The sequence below is a fragment of the Kitasatospora sp. NPDC051984 genome (assembly GCF_044593455.1).
Classification (GTDB): Bacteria; Actinomycetota; Actinomycetes; order Streptomycetales; family Streptomycetaceae; genus Kitasatospora.
On the sequence record NZ_JBIUCB010000013.1, the window covers coordinates 153,783 to 171,707 of the forward strand.

The 17,925-nt window shown below is 72.4% G+C and carries 16 protein-coding genes; 12 read left to right on the forward strand and 4 right to left on the reverse strand.

Annotated features, from left to right (window positions below):
• Positions 1 to 21: 21 nt before the first annotated feature.
• Positions 22 to 615, forward strand: coding sequence for a GNAT family N-acetyltransferase (locus ACIHEI_RS24510; protein WP_392948549.1), 594 nt, complete (start codon positions 22 to 24; stop codon positions 613 to 615).
• Here the strand turns inward: ACIHEI_RS24510 and hrpB are convergent, their stop codons facing one another.
• Positions 616 to 3,159, reverse strand: a complete 2,544-nt coding sequence (hrpB, locus tag ACIHEI_RS24515) for an ATP-dependent helicase HrpB (protein WP_396608088.1) — start codon at positions 3,157 to 3,159, stop codon at positions 616 to 618.
• 2 nt (positions 3,160 to 3,161) lie between these two features.
• Positions 3,162 to 4,085 (reverse strand): class I SAM-dependent methyltransferase, encoded by a 924-nt coding sequence (locus ACIHEI_RS24520; RefSeq protein ID WP_392948544.1) that lies wholly within the window; start codon positions 4,083 to 4,085, stop codon positions 3,162 to 3,164.
• 411 nt (positions 4,086 to 4,496) lie between these two features.
• Here ACIHEI_RS24520 and rpsA point away from each other — a divergent pair, with 411 nt between their 5' ends.
• Positions 4,497 to 5,987: a 30S ribosomal protein S1 gene (rpsA, locus tag ACIHEI_RS24525; protein WP_043913368.1), complete on the forward strand. Its 1,491-nt coding sequence runs from the start codon at positions 4,497 to 4,499 to the stop codon at positions 5,985 to 5,987.
• Between the two features lie 336 nt (positions 5,988 to 6,323).
• Here the strand turns inward: rpsA and ACIHEI_RS24530 are convergent, their stop codons facing one another.
• Entirely contained in the window at positions 6,324 to 6,554 is a 231-nt protein-coding gene (locus ACIHEI_RS24530) for a hypothetical protein (protein ID WP_387648848.1), read from the reverse strand.
• Positions 6,555 to 6,983: 429 nt separating this feature from the next.
• On the opposite strand from ACIHEI_RS24530, the gene ACIHEI_RS24535 reads away from it, so the two are divergent.
• The 6 genes from ACIHEI_RS24535 to ACIHEI_RS24560 all read left to right on the forward strand — a co-directional run bounded on the left by ACIHEI_RS24535 (position 6,984) and on the right by ACIHEI_RS24560 (position 13,874).
• Positions 6,984 to 9,134, forward strand: a complete 2,151-nt coding sequence (locus ACIHEI_RS24535; RefSeq protein ID WP_387866681.1) for a type IIA DNA topoisomerase subunit B — start codon at positions 6,984 to 6,986, stop codon at positions 9,132 to 9,134.
• A gap of 140 nt (positions 9,135 to 9,274) precedes the next feature.
• The gene (locus tag ACIHEI_RS24540; RefSeq protein ID WP_392956717.1) at positions 9,275 to 9,760 is read left to right on the forward strand and encodes a DUF1453 domain-containing protein; all 486 of its coding nucleotides are present in this window, start codon (positions 9,275 to 9,277) and stop codon (positions 9,758 to 9,760) included.
• A 75-nt stretch (positions 9,761 to 9,835) separates the two neighbouring features.
• Positions 9,836 to 10,996 (forward strand): sensor histidine kinase, encoded by a 1,161-nt coding sequence (locus tag ACIHEI_RS24545; RefSeq protein WP_392956718.1) that lies wholly within the window; start codon positions 9,836 to 9,838, stop codon positions 10,994 to 10,996.
• 11 nt (positions 10,997 to 11,007) lie between these two features.
• Entirely contained in the window at positions 11,008 to 11,730 is a 723-nt protein-coding gene (locus ACIHEI_RS24550) for a response regulator (RefSeq protein WP_387866724.1), read from the forward strand.
• 114 nt (positions 11,731 to 11,844) lie between these two features.
• Positions 11,845 to 12,270, forward strand: coding sequence for a DUF485 domain-containing protein (locus ACIHEI_RS24555; protein ID WP_387648861.1), 426 nt, complete (start codon positions 11,845 to 11,847; stop codon positions 12,268 to 12,270).
• A complete protein-coding gene (locus ACIHEI_RS24560) occupies positions 12,267 to 13,874 on the forward strand; it encodes a cation acetate symporter (protein WP_392956719.1) in 1,608 nt (535 codons plus the stop codon). The genes ACIHEI_RS24555 and ACIHEI_RS24560 overlap by 4 nt, the downstream gene beginning before the upstream one ends.
• Positions 13,875 to 13,922: 48 nt before the next feature.
• Here the strand turns inward: ACIHEI_RS24560 and ACIHEI_RS24565 are convergent, their stop codons facing one another.
• A complete protein-coding gene (locus ACIHEI_RS24565; RefSeq protein ID WP_396608089.1) occupies positions 13,923 to 14,828 on the reverse strand; it encodes a sucrase ferredoxin in 906 nt (301 codons plus the stop codon).
• A 121-nt stretch (positions 14,829 to 14,949) separates the two neighbouring features.
• Here ACIHEI_RS24565 and ACIHEI_RS24570 point away from each other — a divergent pair, with 121 nt between their 5' ends.
• From ACIHEI_RS24570 to ACIHEI_RS24585, 4 genes are read left to right on the forward strand one after another with little or no spacing between them, the layout of a single operon-like run.
• Positions 14,950 to 15,246: a WXG100 family type VII secretion target gene (locus ACIHEI_RS24570; protein ID WP_380476393.1), complete on the forward strand. Its 297-nt coding sequence runs from the start codon at positions 14,950 to 14,952 to the stop codon at positions 15,244 to 15,246.
• Entirely contained in the window at positions 15,243 to 16,697 is a 1,455-nt protein-coding gene (locus ACIHEI_RS24575) for a putative T7SS-secreted protein (protein WP_396608090.1), read from the forward strand. The genes ACIHEI_RS24570 and ACIHEI_RS24575 overlap by 4 nt, the downstream gene beginning before the upstream one ends.
• Positions 16,697 to 17,257 (forward strand): hypothetical protein, encoded by a 561-nt coding sequence (locus ACIHEI_RS24580; protein WP_396608091.1) that lies wholly within the window; start codon positions 16,697 to 16,699, stop codon positions 17,255 to 17,257. Before ACIHEI_RS24575 ends, ACIHEI_RS24580 begins: the two co-directional genes overlap by 1 nt.
• Positions 17,254 to 17,883, forward strand: a complete 630-nt coding sequence (locus ACIHEI_RS24585; protein WP_387648875.1) for a hypothetical protein — start codon at positions 17,254 to 17,256, stop codon at positions 17,881 to 17,883. Before ACIHEI_RS24580 ends, ACIHEI_RS24585 begins: the two co-directional genes overlap by 4 nt.
• Positions 17,884 to 17,925 lie beyond the last annotated feature (42 nt).

A 17,925-nucleotide genomic window follows, 5' to 3' on the forward strand; every position in this document is an offset into this window, starting at 1 on the left:
CGGTCCTCCGAGACTGGCCGAATGACTGATCAACTTCCCGCCCCCGCCGCCACGTTCGCCGACAAGCCGACGCTGGAGGGGGAGCGGATCGTCCTCCGGCCGGTCAAGGCCGAGGAGGACCTTCCCTGGCTGCGCGTCATGCTCAACGACCCGGAGGTGCTCAAGTACACCTCGAGCGAGTACACCCCCGTCGCGCCGGAGTGGGACGAGGTGATGGAGAAGCGCATCGTCGCGTGGTACTCCACCCGCAACACGCAGACCGACCGCCTCGACCTGATCATCGTCGACAAGTCGACCGGCCGCGGCGTCGGCGAGGTCGTCCTCAACGAGTGGAGCGAACCCAACCGCTCCTGCAACCTCCGGATCTGCATCGGCCCCGACGGCCGCGACCGGGGCTTCGGCACCGAGGCCGTCCGGCTCGTCACCGACCACGCCATCCGCGCCCTCGGCCTGAACCGGGTTTCGCTGGGCGTCTACGCCTTCAACGGGCGCGGCCAACGGGCCTACGAGAAGGCCGGGTTCAAGGTCGAGGGCGTCCGCCGGCAGGTCCTGCGGTACGGCGACGAGTGGATCGACGACATCGACATGGCCGTCCTCGCGGAGGACTGGCTGTAGTCACTTGCGTGGGTTGGCCCGGCGGGTGGGTTCGGCGGTGGTCGGGTCCTCCGGCCAGGGGTGGCGGGGGTAGCGGCCGCGCAGGTCGGCGCGGACGGCGCGGTAGCCCTCGCGCCAGAACGCGGCCAGGTCGCCGGTGACGGCGGCCGGCCGGCCCGCGGGGGAGAGCAGGTGGACGGTGAGCGGGGCGCGGCCGTCGGCGAGAGCGGGGGCGGCGTCCCAGCCGAACAGCTCCTGGAGCTTGACGGCGAGGACGGGGCGGTCGCCCGAGTAGTCGACCCGGATCCGGCTGCCGGTGGGCACGGTGATCCGCTCGGGGGCCAGCTCGTCCAGCCGGCCGGCCTGGCCGCTCGCCCACGGCAGCAGGCGTTGCAGCGCGGCGGCGGTGTCGATCCGCTCCAGGTCGGCGCGGCGCCGGGCCCGGGACAGTTCCGGCTCCAGCCACTGCTCGGCGGCGACCAGCAGCGCCGCGTCACTCACGTCCGGCCACACCCCGCCGAGGGTTCGGTGCAGGAACGCCAGCCGCTCGCGCAGCCCGGCCGCGGCCGGCGGCCAGTTCAGCAGGGCGGAGACGCCCTCGCGGGCGAGGCCCTCCAGCAGCGCGTCGCGCACCAGCGCCGGGTCGGGCGCCGTCAGCGGCACCGCCGCGAGTTCGATCGCGCCGAGGGTCTCCACCCGGCGGGCCGTCACCTCCCGCTGCCGGGCCGACCAGCCGACCTCCTCCCGCCCGTCCAGCAGCGGCCCGCCCGCCCGGCGGGCCGTCGCCTCGTCGATCGCCACCGCCCGCAGCACCCGCGCCGACGGCGACCCGGCGGGCCGGTCGGCCACCGCGATCGCCAGCCACCCGCCGGCCGGCAGCCGCGATCCGGCCTGCACCTGGGCCGCCGTCCCGGAGGCCATCAGGTACGCGCCCTCGCCGCCCTCCCGGGCCCGGGCGATCCGTTCCGGGTACGCCAGGCCGACCACCAGCCCGACGGCCGCGGCGTCGGGGAGCCCGCCCGACGGCCCGTCGACCTGCTGCTCCAGCCGCCGGGTCTCGTCCTTCCACCGGCGTGCGTACGGGTCGTTGCTCTGCTTGACGGTGCGCCAGATGTGGGCCAGGTCGTCGCCGAGGGCACGCGGCGGTTCCTCGGACAGCAGTGCGACCAGCTCGGCGGCGCGCCGCGCGCCGACGGCGGCGGCGCCGTCGAGCAGCGCGCGGGCCAGCCGGGGGTGCAGGCCGGTGCGGGCGATCGCCCGGCCGCGGTCGGTGGGGCGGCCGCCGGCGTCCACCGCGTCCAGCGCGCGCAAGGTGGTGCGGGCGGCGGCCATCGCCCCGGCGGGCGGCGGGTCGGGGAGGGCGAGGCCGGTGGCGTCCGGGTCGCCCCAGCAGGCGGCCTGCAGGGCGAACGAGGTCAGGTCGGCGAGCGCGATCTCCGGCGTCGGGAAGCGCGCGGCGCGGGCATCCTCCACCTCCGCCCAGCACCGGTACACCGTGCCGGGGGCCTCGCGCCCGGCCCGGCCGGCCCGCTGCCGGGCGGCGGCCAGCGAGGTGCGGACGGTGACCAGCCCGGACAGGCCGCGGGCGTGGTCGGTGCGCGGCTCACGGGTCAGCCCGGAGTCGACCACCACCCGCACGCCCGGCACCGTCAGCGAGGACTCGGCGACCGAGGTGGCCAGCACCACCCGCCGCCGCTGACCGGCCGCCAGCGCCGCGTCCTGCACCGCCTGCGGCGCCTGCCCGTGCAGCTGCAGCACCTCGACGCCGTCCAACTGCCCCGCCACCCGGGCGATTTCGCCCACGCCCGGCAGGAAGCACAGCACGTCCCCGTCGCGCTCGGCGAGCGCCCGGCGGACCGTCGCCACGACGTGCTCGAGCAGCACCGGATCGACCTTCGTCCCGTGCGGCGGGCGGACGGTGCCGGGCGGCGGCGCCCACACCGTCTCCACCGGGTGCGAGACACCCTCGGCGGCCACCACCGGCGCGCCGTCCAGCAGTTCGGCCCAGGCGTCGGTGTCGGCGGTGGCCGAGGCCAGCAGCAGCCGCAGCTCCGGGCGGAGCGCCGCCCGGACGTCCAGCAGGAACGCCAGCGCGGTGTCCGCGTCCAGGTGCCGCTCGTGGCACTCGTCGAGCACCACCACGTCCACGCCCGGCAGCTCCGGGTCGCGCTGCAGCCGCTGCAGCAGGACGCCGGTGGTGACCACCTCGACCCGGGTCTCCGGGCCGACCCGGCGCTCGCCGCGCACCGTGAACCCGACCCGGCCGCCGATCTTCCCCCAGCCCCGGGGGGGCTGGGAGGTACCCCCATCGCCTAGCGGCTCGCCCAGCAGCCAGGCCATCCGCCGCGCCGCGGCCCGCACCGCCAGCCGGCGCGGCTCCGCGACCAGCACCCGGCGCGGCGGGCCCGGGAAAGCATCCAGCAGCCCCGCCAGCGCGAGCGGCACCAGGGTGGTCTTGCCGGTGCCCGGCGGCGCGGACAGCACCGCCGCGCCGCACTCCTCCAGCGCCTCGGCCAGCGCGGGCAGCGCGGTGCGGACCGGCAACTCGAGCCCCCCGGTGCGCACCGTCAGCCGTCCCGGCGGGCGACGAAGATCGCCGTCCCGGGGATGTGCTGACCGCGCAGCGGGCTCCAGCCGCCCCACTCCTGCTCCAGCTCCTCCGGCCACTCCGGCTCGATCAGGTCGAGCAGCACGAACCCGGCCCCCACCAGCTCCCGCACCCGGTCGCCCAGCGTCCGGTGGTGCTCGACGTACGTCGCCACACCCTGCTCGTCCTGCTCCACGTACGGCGTCCGGTCGAAGTACGAGGACGACGCCGTCAGGCCCTCCTCCCCGGGCTCGTCCGGGAACGCCCAGCGGATCGGGTGCGTCACCGAGAACACCCACCGCCCGCCCGGCCGCAGCACCCGGTGCACCTCGCGCATCAGCCGCTCGGTGTCCGCGCTGAACGGCACCGCGCCGTACGCCGAACACGCGTGGTCGAACGAGCCGTCCGCGAACGGCAGCGCCGCGCCGTCCGCCTGCACCACCGCGACCGGCTCCAGACCGCGGCCCAGGTCGATCCGCCGCGAGTGCTGCAACTGCCGGTACGAGATGTCCAGTGCCACCGGCCGGGCCCCCTGCGCCGCCAGCCAGCGCGAACACTGCGCGGCCCCCGAACCGATCTCCAGGATGTCCGCACCCTTCAGCGCGGCCGGCTCACCGAGCAGCCGCACCTCGGCCTCGTCCACCCCCTCCGGACACCAGGTGAACCGGTCGTCCCCCAGGAACTCCCCGTGCTCGTCCTGGTAGTCGTCCGCGTTCCGGTCCCACCAGTGCCGACTCGCCCGGCTCGACTCCACCTCACCGACCTCCCGGCGCAGCGCCTCGTCGCCGTCGTCCTCCTGATCGGACTCGACGTGGTAGGCGCTCGGGACGTCGTACCCGGCAGGGTCGTAGTCGCTGGGCTCGATGGGACCGGGGGTGGTGGAGTGGTTCATGGAATCCGTCACGTAGGCTATGGATCGCGGAAGCGCCACTGCCGCGGAGCCGGTCCTTTGCTGGGCCGGGTCGGGCTGTGGCATCCGGGGTAGGGCCGGTGTTCGAGCCGCCGCGAGGTGCGCCTTCGGAGGATATGGCCTGATCCGTCCCGGCCTCTACCGGTCTCGCCGACTTCGGCATTGACCGTGTCCGGGTGTCCCCGTATGCTACAAGTTGCGCTGCGGGCCTGCGCGCCTCGGACGGAGCAGGTCGCGCTCGCATCTGTCGAAGACCCCAACGGTCGTCAGACGGACATCGGGATTCCGATCGCAGGAATCGTTTCGGTGGCCGTTTTCTGGCCTGTACGGCTTTCGGTGGGAGCGATCAGGGCCCTCCGCGTGGCATTACTACGACTTCATGTCCGTACCGGAGCCCTTTTCCTAATGACGAGCCCCACCGACACCTCTGTCAGCACCACCCCGCAGGTTGCGGTCAACGACATCGGCGACGCCGAGGCCTTCCTCGCCGCCATCGACGAGACCATCAAGTACTTCAACGACGGCGACATCGTTGAGGGCGTCATCGTGAAGGTCGACCGTGACGAGGTGCTCCTCGACATCGGTTACAAGACCGAGGGTGTCATCCCGTCCCGCGAGCTCTCGATCAAGCACGACGTCGACCCCCACGAGGTTGTCGCGGTTGGCGACAACATCGAGGCCCTGGTTCTCCAGAAGGAGGACAAGGAGGGTCGCCTGATCCTGTCCAAGAAGCGTGCGCAGTACGAGCGCGCCTGGGGCACGATCGAGAAGATCAAGGAAGAGGACGGCATCGTCACCGGTACCGTCATCGAGGTCGTCAAGGGTGGTCTCATCCTCGACATCGGCCTCCGCGGCTTCCTCCCGGCCTCGCTGGTCGAGATGCGTCGCGTCCGCGACCTCCAGCCCTACGTGGGCAAGGAGCTCGAGGCGAAGATCATCGAGCTGGACAAGAACCGCAACAACGTGGTCCTGTCCCGCCGTGCCTGGCTCGAGCAGACCCAGAGCGAGGTTCGCCAGACGTTCCTCACCACCCTGCAGAAGGGCCAGGTCCGCTCCGGCGTCGTTTCCTCGATCGTCAACTTCGGTGCGTTCGTGGACCTCGGCGGCGTCGACGGTCTGGTTCACGTCTCCGAGCTGTCCTGGAAGCACATCGACCACCCGAACGAGGTTGTCGAGGTCGGCCAGGAGGTCACCGTCGAGGTTCTCGACGTCGACATGGACCGCGAGCGTGTCTCCCTGTCGCTGAAGGCGACCCAGGAGGACCCGTGGCAGCAGTTCGCCCGCACGCACCAGATCTCCCAGGTCGTGCCGGGTAAGGTCACCAAGCTGGTTCCGTTCGGTGCGTTCGTCCGCGTGGACGAGGGCATCGAGGGCCTGGTCCACATCTCCGAGCTGGCCGAGCGCCACGTCGAGATCCCGGAGCAGGTCGTCCAGGTCGGCGACGAGATCTTCGTCAAGGTCATCGACATCGACCTCGAGCGTCGTCGCATCAGCCTCTCGCTGAAGCAGGCCAACGAGTCCCTCGGTGCCGACCCGGCGTCGGTCGAGTTCGACCCGACCCTGTACGGCATGGCTGCCTCGTACGACGACCAGGGCAACTACATCTACCCGGAGGGCTTCGACCCCGAGGCGAACGACTGGCTGCCCGGCTTCGAGAAGCAGCGCGAGGAGTGGGAGCGGCAGTACGCCGAGGCCCAGGCCCGCTTCGAGCAGCACCAGGCCCAGGTCATCAAGTCCCGCGAGGCCGACGCGGCTGCCGCCGCCGAGGCCGGCGAGGAGGCCCCGGTTTCCGGTGGCGGCTCGTACTCCTCCAGCAGCGACGAGGGCTCGGGCGCGCTGGCGTCCGACGAGGCCCTGGCCGCTCTGCGCGAGAAGCTGGCCGGCGGCCAGAGCTGAATCGCTCTCGCTGAGTAGCTGACGCAACAGGAACCCCCTGTCCAGGCTTGTCCTGGGTGGGGGGTTCCTGCTTTTGCGCCCACCCGCCGGCGGAGGATGATGCGCTGCGCGCGGCTGCGCCCGCCCACCCGCCCGGGCACCCGCCAGCGAAGGGTGCGCTCCGCGCGGGGGAGGGCGGATCGCGGCGCGGTGCACGGTGCCGGGTGCCGGTGCCGTGATGCGCTGCGCGCGGCTGCGCCCGCCCCCCCCCCCCGGCCCCCCCCCCCGGGGGGGGCGCCCCCCCCGGGGGGGGGGCCCCCCCGGCCGTTCAGGCAGCTCAGGAGACGAGCGGGAGCGTCAGCGCTCGCCCTCGCCGGCCGTTGCCGAGGTGCCGGAGAGGCGCTCGCTCTCGTCGTGTATCTCCACGGCGATCTTCTTGAGCTCGGGCTCGAACTTACGCCCGTGGTGGGCGCAGAACAGCAGCTCTCCACCGCTGGAAAGGACGACGCGCAGGTAGGCCTGAGCGCCGCAACGGTCGCAGCGGTCTGCCGCGGTGAGCGGGCTCGCAGGGGTCAGAACAGTAGTCACGTCGCCTCTTCTCTAGCTCGACGAGCTGTGTACCAGGATCAACATCCAACCAGGTCGAATTCGTTCCCGCTCGTGGCTTTTCTCTTTGAGGATTCTGCTGTCTCGTTGATGAGGGCGTGCCCCGGGCACCGGTGGTTCATGCGTACCGATTCCGATGGTCTGCCAATCACCTCGAACGCCCGATCGGGCCGGGGAGCGAGGTCCGCGTAGCATAATCCTCCGCTGGGTTGGAGCATAAGCCCCGTCCCGGACCCCGTTTGACCGCATCGCAGCAGCTCCGCCGCCCTCCCCGGCCGCCCCGGTCCGCCAGGACCCGTGGTGTCGGCAGGGGATGGCAGGGTGGGGGCCGCGTTCGCGGTGGGAGTCGTGTTCGCGCAGCGCGTACAAGGCGCGCGGGCCTCGGCGGCCGAAGTCTCAGTTGCTGAGAGCATGCGGGGTGTCCGTCAACATCGTGGAGGAGTGCAGAGCGTGAGTGGAGAAAAGACCGTCCCGTCCTCACTGGTGACCGGCGAGGGCGGGTCCGACTACACCGCGCGGCATCTGCTCGTCCTCGAAGGGCTGGAGGCGGTCCGCAAGCGGCCGGGCATGTACATCGGGTCGACCGACAGTCGCGGCCTGATGCACTGCCTGTGGGAGATCATCGACAACTCGGTGGACGAGGCCCTCGGCGGGTTCTGCGACCGGATCGACGTGCTGCTGCACCAGGACGGCTCGGTCGAGGTGCGGGACAACGGCCGCGGCATCCCGGTGGACGTGGAGCCCAAGACCGGGCTGTCCGGCGTCGAGGTGGTGATGACCAAGCTGCACGCGGGCGGCAAGTTCGGCGGCGGCTCGTACGCGGCCTCCGGCGGTCTGCACGGCGTCGGCGCCTCGGTGGTGAACGCGCTGTCCGCCCGGCTGGACGTGGAGGTCGACCGCTCCGGCACCACCCACTCGATCAGCTTCCGGCGCGGCACCCCCGGCACGTTCGGCGAGGACGGCCCGGACGCGAAGTTCACGGCCGGCAGCGGAATGACCAAGAAGGGCAAGTTCGCCAAGACCCGGACCGGCACCCGGATCCGCTACTGGGCGGACCGGCAGATCTTCCTCAAGGACGCCAAGCTCTCGCTGGAGTCGCTGCACGCCCGCGCCCGGCAGACCGCGTTCCTGGTGCCCGGCCTGACCATCGTGGTCCGTGACGAGCGGCTGACGGAGAGCGAGCAGGTCCAGGAGGACACCTTCCGCTTCGACGGCGGCATCAGCGAGTTCTGCGAGTTCCTCGCGCCCGACCGCCCGGTCTCCGACGTGCTGCGGCTGCGCGGCGAGGGCACCTTCAAGGAGACCGTCCCGGTGCTCGACGAGCTCGGGCACATGACCCCCACCGAGGTCACCCGCGAGCTCGGGGTGGACATCGCACTGCGCTGGGGCGCCGGTTACGACAGCACGGTGCGCTCCTTCGTCAACATCATCTCCACCCCCAAGGGCGGCACCCACGTCAACGGCTTCGAGCGGCAGCTCGCCAAGACCGTCAACGAGGTGCTGCGCGCCAGCAAATTGCTGCGGGTCGCCGAGGACGACATCAGCAAGGACGACGCGCTGGAGGGCCTGACCGCGGTGGTCACCGTCCGGCTGGCCGAGCCGCAGTTCGAGGGGCAGACCAAGGAGGTGCTGGGCACCTCGGCGGCCAACCGGATCGTGGCCGCGGTGGTGGCCAAGGAGCTGAAGAGCTTCCTCACCTCCGCCAAGAAGGACGAGAAGCTCCAGGCCCGGGCCGTGCTGGAGAAGGTCGTCGCCGCCGCCCGCACCCGGGTCGCCGCCCGGCAGCACAAGGAGGCCCAGCGCCGGAAGACCGCGCTGGAGACCTCCTCGCTGCCCGCCAAGCTGGCCGACTGCCGCAGCGACGACGTGGACCGCAGCGAACTGTTCATCGTCGAGGGCGACTCGGCGCTGGGCACCGCCAAGCTGGCCCGCAACTCCGAGTTCCAGGCGCTGCTGCCGATCCGCGGCAAGATCCTGAACGTCCAGAAGGCCTCGGTGAGCGACATGCTCAAGAACGCCGAGTGCGCGTCGATCATCCAGGTCATAGGAGCAGGCTCCGGCCGCACCTTCGACATCGACCAGGCCCGGTACGGCAAGGTCATCTTCATGGCCGACGCCGACGTCGACGGCTCCCACATCCGCACCCTGCTGCTGACGCTGTTCCACCGCTACATGCGGCCGATGGTCGAGCAGGGCCGGGTGTTCGCCGCGGTGCCGCCGCTGCACCGGATCGAACTGACCAACCCCAAGCGCGGCCAGGAGAAGTACCACTACACCTACTCGGACGCCGAACTGCGCCGCACCCTGCTGGAGTTCCAGGGCAAGGGGCTGCGCTGGAAGGACCCGATCCAGCGCTACAAGGGCCTCGGCGAGATGGACGCCGACCAGCTGGCGGAGACCACCGTGGACCCGCGGCACCGGATCCTGCGCCGGATCAACCTGGGCGACCTGGAGTCCGCGGAGAAGACCTTCGACCTGCTGATGGGCAACGACGTCGCGCCGCGGCGGGAGTTCATCGTGGACTCGGCGGCCACCCTGGACCGCTCCCGGATCGACGCCTGAGCAAGCCGCTCGAAAGGGCTCTCCACCCACGGGTGGAGAGCCCTTTCAGCTGCGGGATCAACCCGCGCTCCGAGGATTCTGCGGCCCGTGCTCCGTAGCGTTCGTGGTGTCGAGAACACCCCGCCCAGGAGGCACCCGAAATGACCGCCCTGTCCGATGTCCTGATCGCCGTCGCCGTGATCGTCCTCGTGGTCGGCCGGCAGTTGCGGGCCCGCCGGCTGGACACCGAACGCCGCTTCTGGCTGCTGCCGCTGGTGCTGGCCGCCGTCGCGCTGCGCGACCCGGTACTGATCGACCCGCAGCACAAGACCGCCGCCGCCGTCATCGTGGGCTGCTCGCTGATCACCACCGTCGGCATGGGCTGCGCCTGGGGCTGGACGGTGCGGATCTGGCGCGAGTCGGACGGTGCGCTGTGGACCAAGGGCACCGCCTCCACCGCGTTCGCCTGGGTCGGCGCGATCCTGATCCGCGCCGGCTGGTACGGGGTGGCCGTCGCGCTGCACATCCACCAGTCCAACAGCGTGCTGCTGCTGTCGCTCGGCCTGCTGCTGCTGACCCGCTCGGTGGCCATCCAGTGGCGGGCCAAGCACCTGGACGGCGGCAAGCAGCACACGCTGGCCGCCTGACGGCCCGTCGGACCACCAGAGCCGCTGGCCCCGCAACGGGGGTCGGCGGCACCGCCGTTGAGAGAGGAACAGCCGGTGAGCACGCTGGAACGATGGACCCGGTGGCCGGCCGGGGACGTCCCGATCAGGGAACGCAGCTCCCGGGCCCGGCTCGTGCTGTCGTTCTTCGGCCGGGGCGCGATGCTGGCCGCCGTGCTGTTCGGGACCTTCGCCGAACAGCGGTACTCCGGCTGGCGGTTGCTGCCCCCGATCTTCTGGATCGCGGGATCGGCCGCCCTGTTCACCGGCTGGTTCTTCAACTGCCGGGCCCAGCGGCTGTGGCCCGCGCTGGGCTGCGCCGCCGGGCTGCTGGTATTCTCCGCGCTGGCCCACGAAGGCGGCGCCGACACCCTGGCCTCGGTGATCTGGTGCGGGCTCGCGGTGCTCGCCGTGATCCGGCTGCCGCTGGCCGCCGGGCTGCTCACCGCCGGTGCCGCGCTGGGCAGTTACGGTCTCAGCTCGGGCGACTCGATGCTGATGATGCTGGCCGTCGCGGGCGGCCTCGGACTGCTCGGCTACCTGCTGCGCCTGGACAGCCAGGCCCGCGCCGCGCAGCGCGCCCTGCTCGCCCAGGAACGGGCCGCGCAGGTCGCGCAGGCGGAGTCCGCGGCGCTCGCCGAACGGGCCAGGATCGCCCGGGAGATCCACGACGTGCTCGCGCACAGCCTGTCCGCGCAGCTGGTGCACCTGGAGGCGGCCCGGCTGATGCTGGACGCCGGCGCCGAACGGGCGGAGATCCGCGAACGGGTGGTCGCCGCCCGGCGGATGGCGCAGGACGGGCTGACCGAGACCCGGCAGGCGCTGTCCGCGCTGCGCGGCGAGTTCGCCCCCGTCACCGAGTTCGTGGCCGGGCTGGCCGCGCAGTCCGGGGCCGAACTGGCCGTCGACGGGGTGCCCCGCCCGCTGCCCGCCGAGGCCGGACTGGCCGTCCGCCGGGTCGCCCAGGAGGCGCTGACCAACGCCCGCAAGCACGCGCCCGGCGGCCGGGTGGACGTCAGACTCGGCTACCTGGACGGCGCGGTGGAGCTGCGGGTGCACAACTCCCGGGCGCCCCGCGGCGGACACCCGGTGCTGGGGGACAGCGGGAGCGGGTACGGTCTGCTCGGGATGCGCGAACGCGCGGAACTGCTCGGCGGCGAACTGCTGGCGGGCCCCGAGGAGGGAGGGTGGCGCGTGCTGCTGCGGGTGCCGACGTGACGGGTGCGGAGATGACGGGCGGACCGATCCGGGTGGTGGTCGCCGACGACCAGACCGTGGTCCGCGAGGGCATCGTGATGCTGCTCGGCCTGCTGCCGGGCATCACGGTGGTCGGCTCGGCGGCGGACGGCGAGGAGGCGGTGCGGCTGGTCGCCGAACACGCCCCCGACGTGGTGCTGATGGACCTGCGGATGCCGCGCTGCGACGGTGTGGAGGCCACCCGGCGGATCCGCGCCGAGCACCCGGGCACCGAGGTGGTGGTGCTCACCACGTACGCCGACGACGATTCGCTGTTCTCCGCGCTGCAGGCCGGGGCGCGCGGCTTCCTGACCAAGGACGCCGGCGCGGAGGAGATCGCCCGCGCGGTCGCGGACGTCCGTTCGGGCGCGGCCGGGCTCTCCCCGCAGGTCCAACTGCGGCTGCTGGAGCGGCTTTCGGGCGCGCCGAGCACCAGCCCGCCGCCGAGCGGGGCCCCGGAGCCGGTGCGGCCGTCGAAGCCCGAGGCCGGGAAAACCGCCCGGGCGGTGCTGCCGGACGGGCTGACCCAGCGGGAGGCCGAGGTGCTGGCGCTGATCGCGTCCGGACTGTCCAACGCGGAGATCGCCGAGAGGTTGTTCGTCAGCCCCGCAACGGTGAAAACCCATATCAACAACCTTTTCGCGAAGACGGCGGTCCGGGACCGTGCGCAGGCCGTCGCGTACGCCTTCAAGCATGGAATTTCCGAAGGTTGGTGAACGTACCGCCCTTTCACCGCTTAGGTTGAAGGTTTCTTCACGGGTTTCGTTGTGTGGTTTGTGACACTCCATCATGGTTCGGTCGTAACGACCGAAATGATGAGGTGTCGGCAAGTGGCGCAGCAGGAGAGAGTCGACTGGTGGGCCGGGACCGCCGCCCCCCAACCGCGGGTGGTGGCGCCGCGGCGCAGTGCGGAAGTGGACGCGGTGCCGCCGGAGGACCGGGTCGGGGGCGCGGTGTACCGGAGCGTCCAGGACAGTGAGGCCTTCCAGGAGATCCGGCGTGGCTACCGCTCGTTCGTGTTCCCGGCCAGCGCCGGGTTCCTGGCCTGGTACCTGCTGTTCGTGACGGCCGAGGCCTTCATGCCGGACCTGCTGGGCCGCCGGATCGCCGGGCCGCTGAACGTGGCCTGGACGCTCGGCCTCGGCCAGTTCGCCTCGACGTTCCTGCTCACCTGGCTCTACGCCCGTAATGCCCGCACCAAGCGCGATCGAGCCGCCCTCGAGCTGCGCTGGGACACCCAGGACCAGCTGCGATGACCGCTCACCACCCGAACCACGGCCTCGCCGTCGCCCTGTTCGCCGTCGTCGTCGCGGTGACGCTGACCATCACCGTCTGGGTCGGCCGCCGCGGCCACGCCGCCGAGGACTTCTTCGCCGGCGGCCGGGACTTCTCCCCGCTGCAGAACGGCTTCGCGCTGTCCGGCGACTACCTGTCCGCCGCCTCCTTCCTGGGCGTGACCGGACTGATCGCGCTGTACGGCTACGACGGCGTGCTCTACAGCATCGGCTTCCTGGTCGCCTGGCTGGTCGTGCTGATGCTGGTGTCCGAACTGGTCCGCAACGCGGGCCGGTACACGCTGGCCGACGTGCTGGCGCTGCGGATGCGCCAGCGGCCGGTGCGGGCCGCGGCCGGCCTGTCGTCCATGGTCGTCACGCTGATGTACCTGATCGCGCAGATGGTCGGCGCGGGCAGCCTGGTCGCGCTGCTGCTGGGCACCAACAGCGGGGCCGCCAAGGCGTGGACCATCATCGGGGTCGGCGCCCTGATGATCGTCTACGTGACGGTCGGCGGAATGCGCGCCACCACCTGGATCCAGATCGTCAAGGCCTTCCTGCTGGTGGGCGGTTCGGTGCTGCTCACGGTGCTGGTGGTGGCCCGCTTCCACGGCGACCTGGGCGCGCTGATGGAGACCGCCGCGCGGCGCAGCGGCGAGGGCGAGAAGTACCTGCGGCCGGGCCTCAACTACGGCTCCAGCGCGCTCGACCGGCTGGACTTCGTCAGCCTCGGCCTGGCGCTGGTGCTCGGCACCGGCGGACTGCCGCACATCCTCAGCCGGTTCTACACGGTGCCGACCGCGCGGGCCGCCCGGCGCTCCACGATGTGGGCGATCGGCCTGATCGGCTCGTTCTACCTGATGGCGATCGTGCTCGGGCTCGGGGCGGGCGCGGTGGTCGGCGGACACGACCTCCGGGTGTCCAACTCGGCGGGCAACACGGCCGTTCCGCTGCTCGCCCTGGACCTCGGCGGCGGCGACGGCTCGACCTGGGGCCTGCTGCTGTTCGCGGTGATCTCGGCGATCGCGTTCGCCACCATCCTGGCGGTGGTCGCCGGGCTCACCTTGGCGTCCTCCGCGGCCTTCGCCCACGACCTGTACGCCCGGGCCTGGCGGCGGGAGGGCAGCCGGCAGGTGTCCGAGCGCGAGGAGGTGATCGCGGCCCGGGTCTCCGCCGTGGTGATCGGCGGGCTCGCGATCGTGCTCAGCCTGTACGCGCAGCGCCTGAACGTCGCCTTCCTGGTCGGCCTGGCGTTCGCGGTGGCCGCCTCGGCGAACTTGCCGACGCTGCTGTACTCGCTGTTCTGGAAGCGCTTCTCCACCCGGGGCGCGGTCTGGTCGGTGTACGGCGGCCTGGTCCCGGCGGTGGTGCTGGTGCTGTTCTCGCCGGTCGTCTCCGGGGCGAAGACCTCGGTGCTGCCCGGCATGGACTTCCACTGGTTCCCGCTGGAGAACCCCGGACTGGTCTCCATCCCGCTCGGCTTCCTGGCCGGCTGGCTGGGCACCCTGCTGGACCGGGAGCCCGCCGACGAGGACGGTTACGCCGAGCTGGAGGTCCGCGCCCTGACCGGCGCCGGAGCCGCCTGACGGAGCGTCGACGACGGGCCCCGCACCGGGTGGTGCGGGGCCCGTTCGTCATTCGGTGACGGCCGCGAGGGCGGTGACGTCCATCCGGGACGGGGTGCCCGGGGCCTTGCCGCAGCTCTCGGCGCGGGGCGGCTCGCTCGCGGCCTCCGCGACCGTTGCCCGCCAGCGGCGGCCGTCGGTGTGCGCGACCCCGACCGTCCAGCCGTCGCCGTCGGCTGTCTGGCGCATGGTCAGCGCGTCGGCGGCGCTCTCGCCGGTCAGTTCGCGGACGGCCTGCTCGGCGGCCTGGGACGGGCGGGGCCAGTACGAGCGGCCGCGCGAGTGGGCGGGGACGGTGTGGCCGGCGGCGGTGGCGGACAGCACCTCCTTGGCGGACTCCGCGGTGAGCCGGCCGTACGCGTAGCCGTGCGGCAGCACCAGCATGGTGGGGGAGAAGCGGTGGCCGCCGAGGTGGGTGACCTCCCAGACCTCGCTGTGGCCGGCGGACAGCAGGTCGGCGGCCAGCGGGCGGCCGAGCAGCGCGCAGCAGCGGTCGCGGCGGCCGTTGGTGCACACCAGGGCGATCGGGCCGCCGATGTGTTCGCTGCCGAAGCCGTCGTGGCGGCCCGCGCCGAGGGCGGCGAAGTCGAGGTCGAGCAGTTCGGCGGGGGAGTCCAGCCGGGCCCGGCGCACCCACGGGTCGGCGGGCGCGGTGTGCGCGATCAGCACCTCGTGGCGGGCCGCGGTGTCGGTGTCGGCGTGCCGGCCGGGCCGGCGGATCAGCGCGATCCGGACATCGGTGCCCTCGGCCGCCAGCTCCAGCGCGGCGCCGAGTCCGGGGTCGAGGTGGCTGGCGGTGAGCGCCTGGGCGCCCCAGGGGCCGGGCTGTTCGAGCAGCAGCCAGGTGGTGGCGGTGGCCGCGGTGGCGGCCAGCGGCTCGGTCAGTTCGCGCGACAGCGTCGTACAGGTGCTCACCTGCCCACCTTATGTCCGGGTGGCGGTGCGGGGTGGACGGAGCTTTGCGTGCGGAGCGTCGCGGCGGGCACGGATTATGCTGAGCCACATTACCTGGAGTTGACGTTATTTTGGGGGAGTCTTGGGGTCGTTCTTCGCGGTCGACGTGGCGGACCTGGACCGTCTGCTGGCTGACCTGCACCGCAGTCAGGACGAGTTGCGCACCGCGTTGAACGCGATGCGCGACACCGGGCCGAAGACCACCGGCGCCACGTCGCTGGACCACGCCTGCGACGAGTTCCACGACAGCTGGGACGACGCGATCAAGAAGATCGCCGAGTCCACCCAGCAGGTGGAGGAGGGGCTGACCATCACCCGGCGGGCCTACGCGGAGACCGACCAGGCCCTGCGCGACGCGTTCGGCGGCGGTGCCGCGTGAACGACACGGCGCAGTTCCCGGCGCTGGGCTTCGACCCGGCACCCGGAAACCCGGGCAGCGTGGACGAGTTGGTGCGGCGGCTGACCACCGCGGCCGGGGCGCTGGAGAGTGCCCACGGCACCCTGGAGCGGCTCACCCGGGCCGGCGGCAGCTGGCGCGGCGACGCGGCGCGCGCGTTCGCCGGGAAGGTCGGCGAACTGCCCGGCCTGCTCCGCGACAGCGACGACGCGGTGCGCACGGCTGCCCGGCAACTGGAGAGCTGGCGCGGCCAGTTGACGCACTTCCAGGAGGTGGCGAGACGCTACGAGGCGGACGCGGAGGCGGCCAAGCGGCGCTGCGAGACCTGCGAGCGTCAGCAGGACGGCGCCCGCTCGCGGTACGAGACGGCGGCCGGCGCCCCGGCGTTCCGGCTGGCCGGGCGGATGTACACCGACGATGCGCAGCTGCGGCAGGCCCAGGCCGAGATCGACGCCGCGCAGCGCGAGTTGAACGCGGCCGGCGAGGAACTCGACGACGCCAAGCAGGCGTTGGAGAACGCCGAGGACGCCTTCCGGGCGATAGTGAAGCAGGCGAAGGAACTTCGCGAGGATCACCAGGACGAGGCCGCGAAGGTCGCCCGGGCCCTGCGCAAGGCAAACCAGAACGCGCCGTCCACCAGCATGTGGGACGGCTTCAAGGACGCCCTGAAGCGGGCCGGGCACGCGCTCAAGGAGTGGGCCACCAAGCACGCCGATTTGCTGAAGAAGATCGGCGACTGGCTGGGCATCGCCTCCACCATCCTGGGCGTGGCAGCCCTGTGCACCCTGTGGTTCCCGCCGCTGTCCGGCGCGCTGGCGCTGGCCGGCGGCGTACTCTCTGCCGGTGCGCTGGCCAGCCACGGCCTGGCCAAGCTCGGCGGCGCGGACGTCAGCGCGATGGACCTGGTCGGCGACGGGCTGGGTGCGCTGCCGTTCGGCAAGCTGGTCGGCACCGCGGCCAAGCCGGTCATGAAGGTCACCACCAAGCTGGTCCCGAAGATCGAGAAGGTGGCGCTGGAGACCGGCGGGACGGTGATGCGGCAGACCGGCGGGAAGGTCCGGGAGATCGCCAAGAGCCAGATCGTCGACCACATGGGCGACGCGCTGCGCGGGTCGGCCGTCCGGGTCACCGAGATCGGCGCGGAGGGCGCGCTGAAGACCACCTTCAAGGCGCTGCCCGGCATGGGCAACCGGATGAAGTTCGCCTGGGAGAAGCACGTCGCCGAGTCGGTGTACGGCACCGCGGTCGACACGTTCAAGTCCACCCGGGTCGCCAACCTGCCGGGCCTGCGCTCGATCCCCTCGTTCCAGAACGCGATCCGGGCCGACGGCAGCCTCGACCCGATGTCCTGGTGGAGCCGGGGCATCAACGGGGTGCCCTCGCTGCCGGGCATCGTCACCGGCATCCACGACCAGTTCAGCGGAGGCAACTGATGTACGGCACACCGCCGTTGACGTACGGCACAGCGCCGTTGACCCCGTCGGCGGGGCGGCGCTCGCGGATCGGGCTGGTGCTGTGGTTCGCCGTCCAGTGGGTGCTGGTCCCGCTGGACCTGATGGCCCGGCTGCTGTACGTGCCGGTATTCGTGGTGATCGAGGTGGCCACCGACCTGGAGTGGCCGGACCGGGGCTGGCTGCGGATGCTGCTGCGGCCGCTGACCAGGTTCGTCGGCCCGGTCCGGCTGGTCCGCGAGTGGGGCGACGGCGAGCGGCTCTGGGACGCCCGGATGGCGGCGATCTGCCGCACCGCGGCCGCGGCCTACGCGCGCCGGCCGGCCGGGAAGCAGGAGCTCGACGGCTGGGCCGGGCTGCGCTGGGGAAGCGAGATGTCCGCGTTCCTGCTCTCCCCGAAGGACTACCGGGGCGTGCGGCCGGAGCGGATCCACGCGATCGCCGCCGAGCACGGCCTGACGGCCCGCTCCGCGGGCGAGTTCGGCGTCGAGCTGGCCCCCGTTGTCCCCGTGGCCGCGTGGAACCGGACGGTGGCCCGATGAGCAGCTACACCTTCGACGTGCCGGTGCACTTCCACGACCTCGGCATGCACCTGGACGATGATCAACGCGCCGTCCACCTGCGGGAGTTGGCGTGCGAGATATGGGCGGGCGGCACCGAGGCGCAGCGTGCGGGCGTCCAGCAGTTCTACGGCGAGCTGGCCGACGCCGCCGCCGAGGACGGTGCGAGCTACGCCGGGGTGTGCCTGATGGCCACCGAGGACGACCGGGTGTCCACCGCGTCGCTGGTGGCCCGCAGCGAGACGCTGGAGCCGGCGGCCGACCCGGAGGCGGTGATCGAGACGCTGGAGGAGGTCCTCTCGCTGGACCCGGCCGCCGACGTGCACCGCACCGAGACCGAGCAGGGCCCGGCCGTGGTGGCGTTCAGCGGCGTCGAGTGGACGCCGGTGCCCGAGCAGCCGGCGCTGCCGCTGGTCCGGGTGGACGTCTACCTGCCGCTGCCGGAGATCTCCGAGCTGCTGGTGTTCTCGTTGACGACGCCGTCGCTGCCCGACCTGCCGGAGTACGTCGCGCTGCTGTCCGAACTGACCGACACCGTCGAGGTGTTGACGGACGATCCGGCGCCGCTGCCGGTGCAGCGCCCCGCGGAGCGCGTGCCGCTGTTCTGAATCCGCACGGGTGAAAACGGCGGGCGCCCCCTCGTGCGAGGG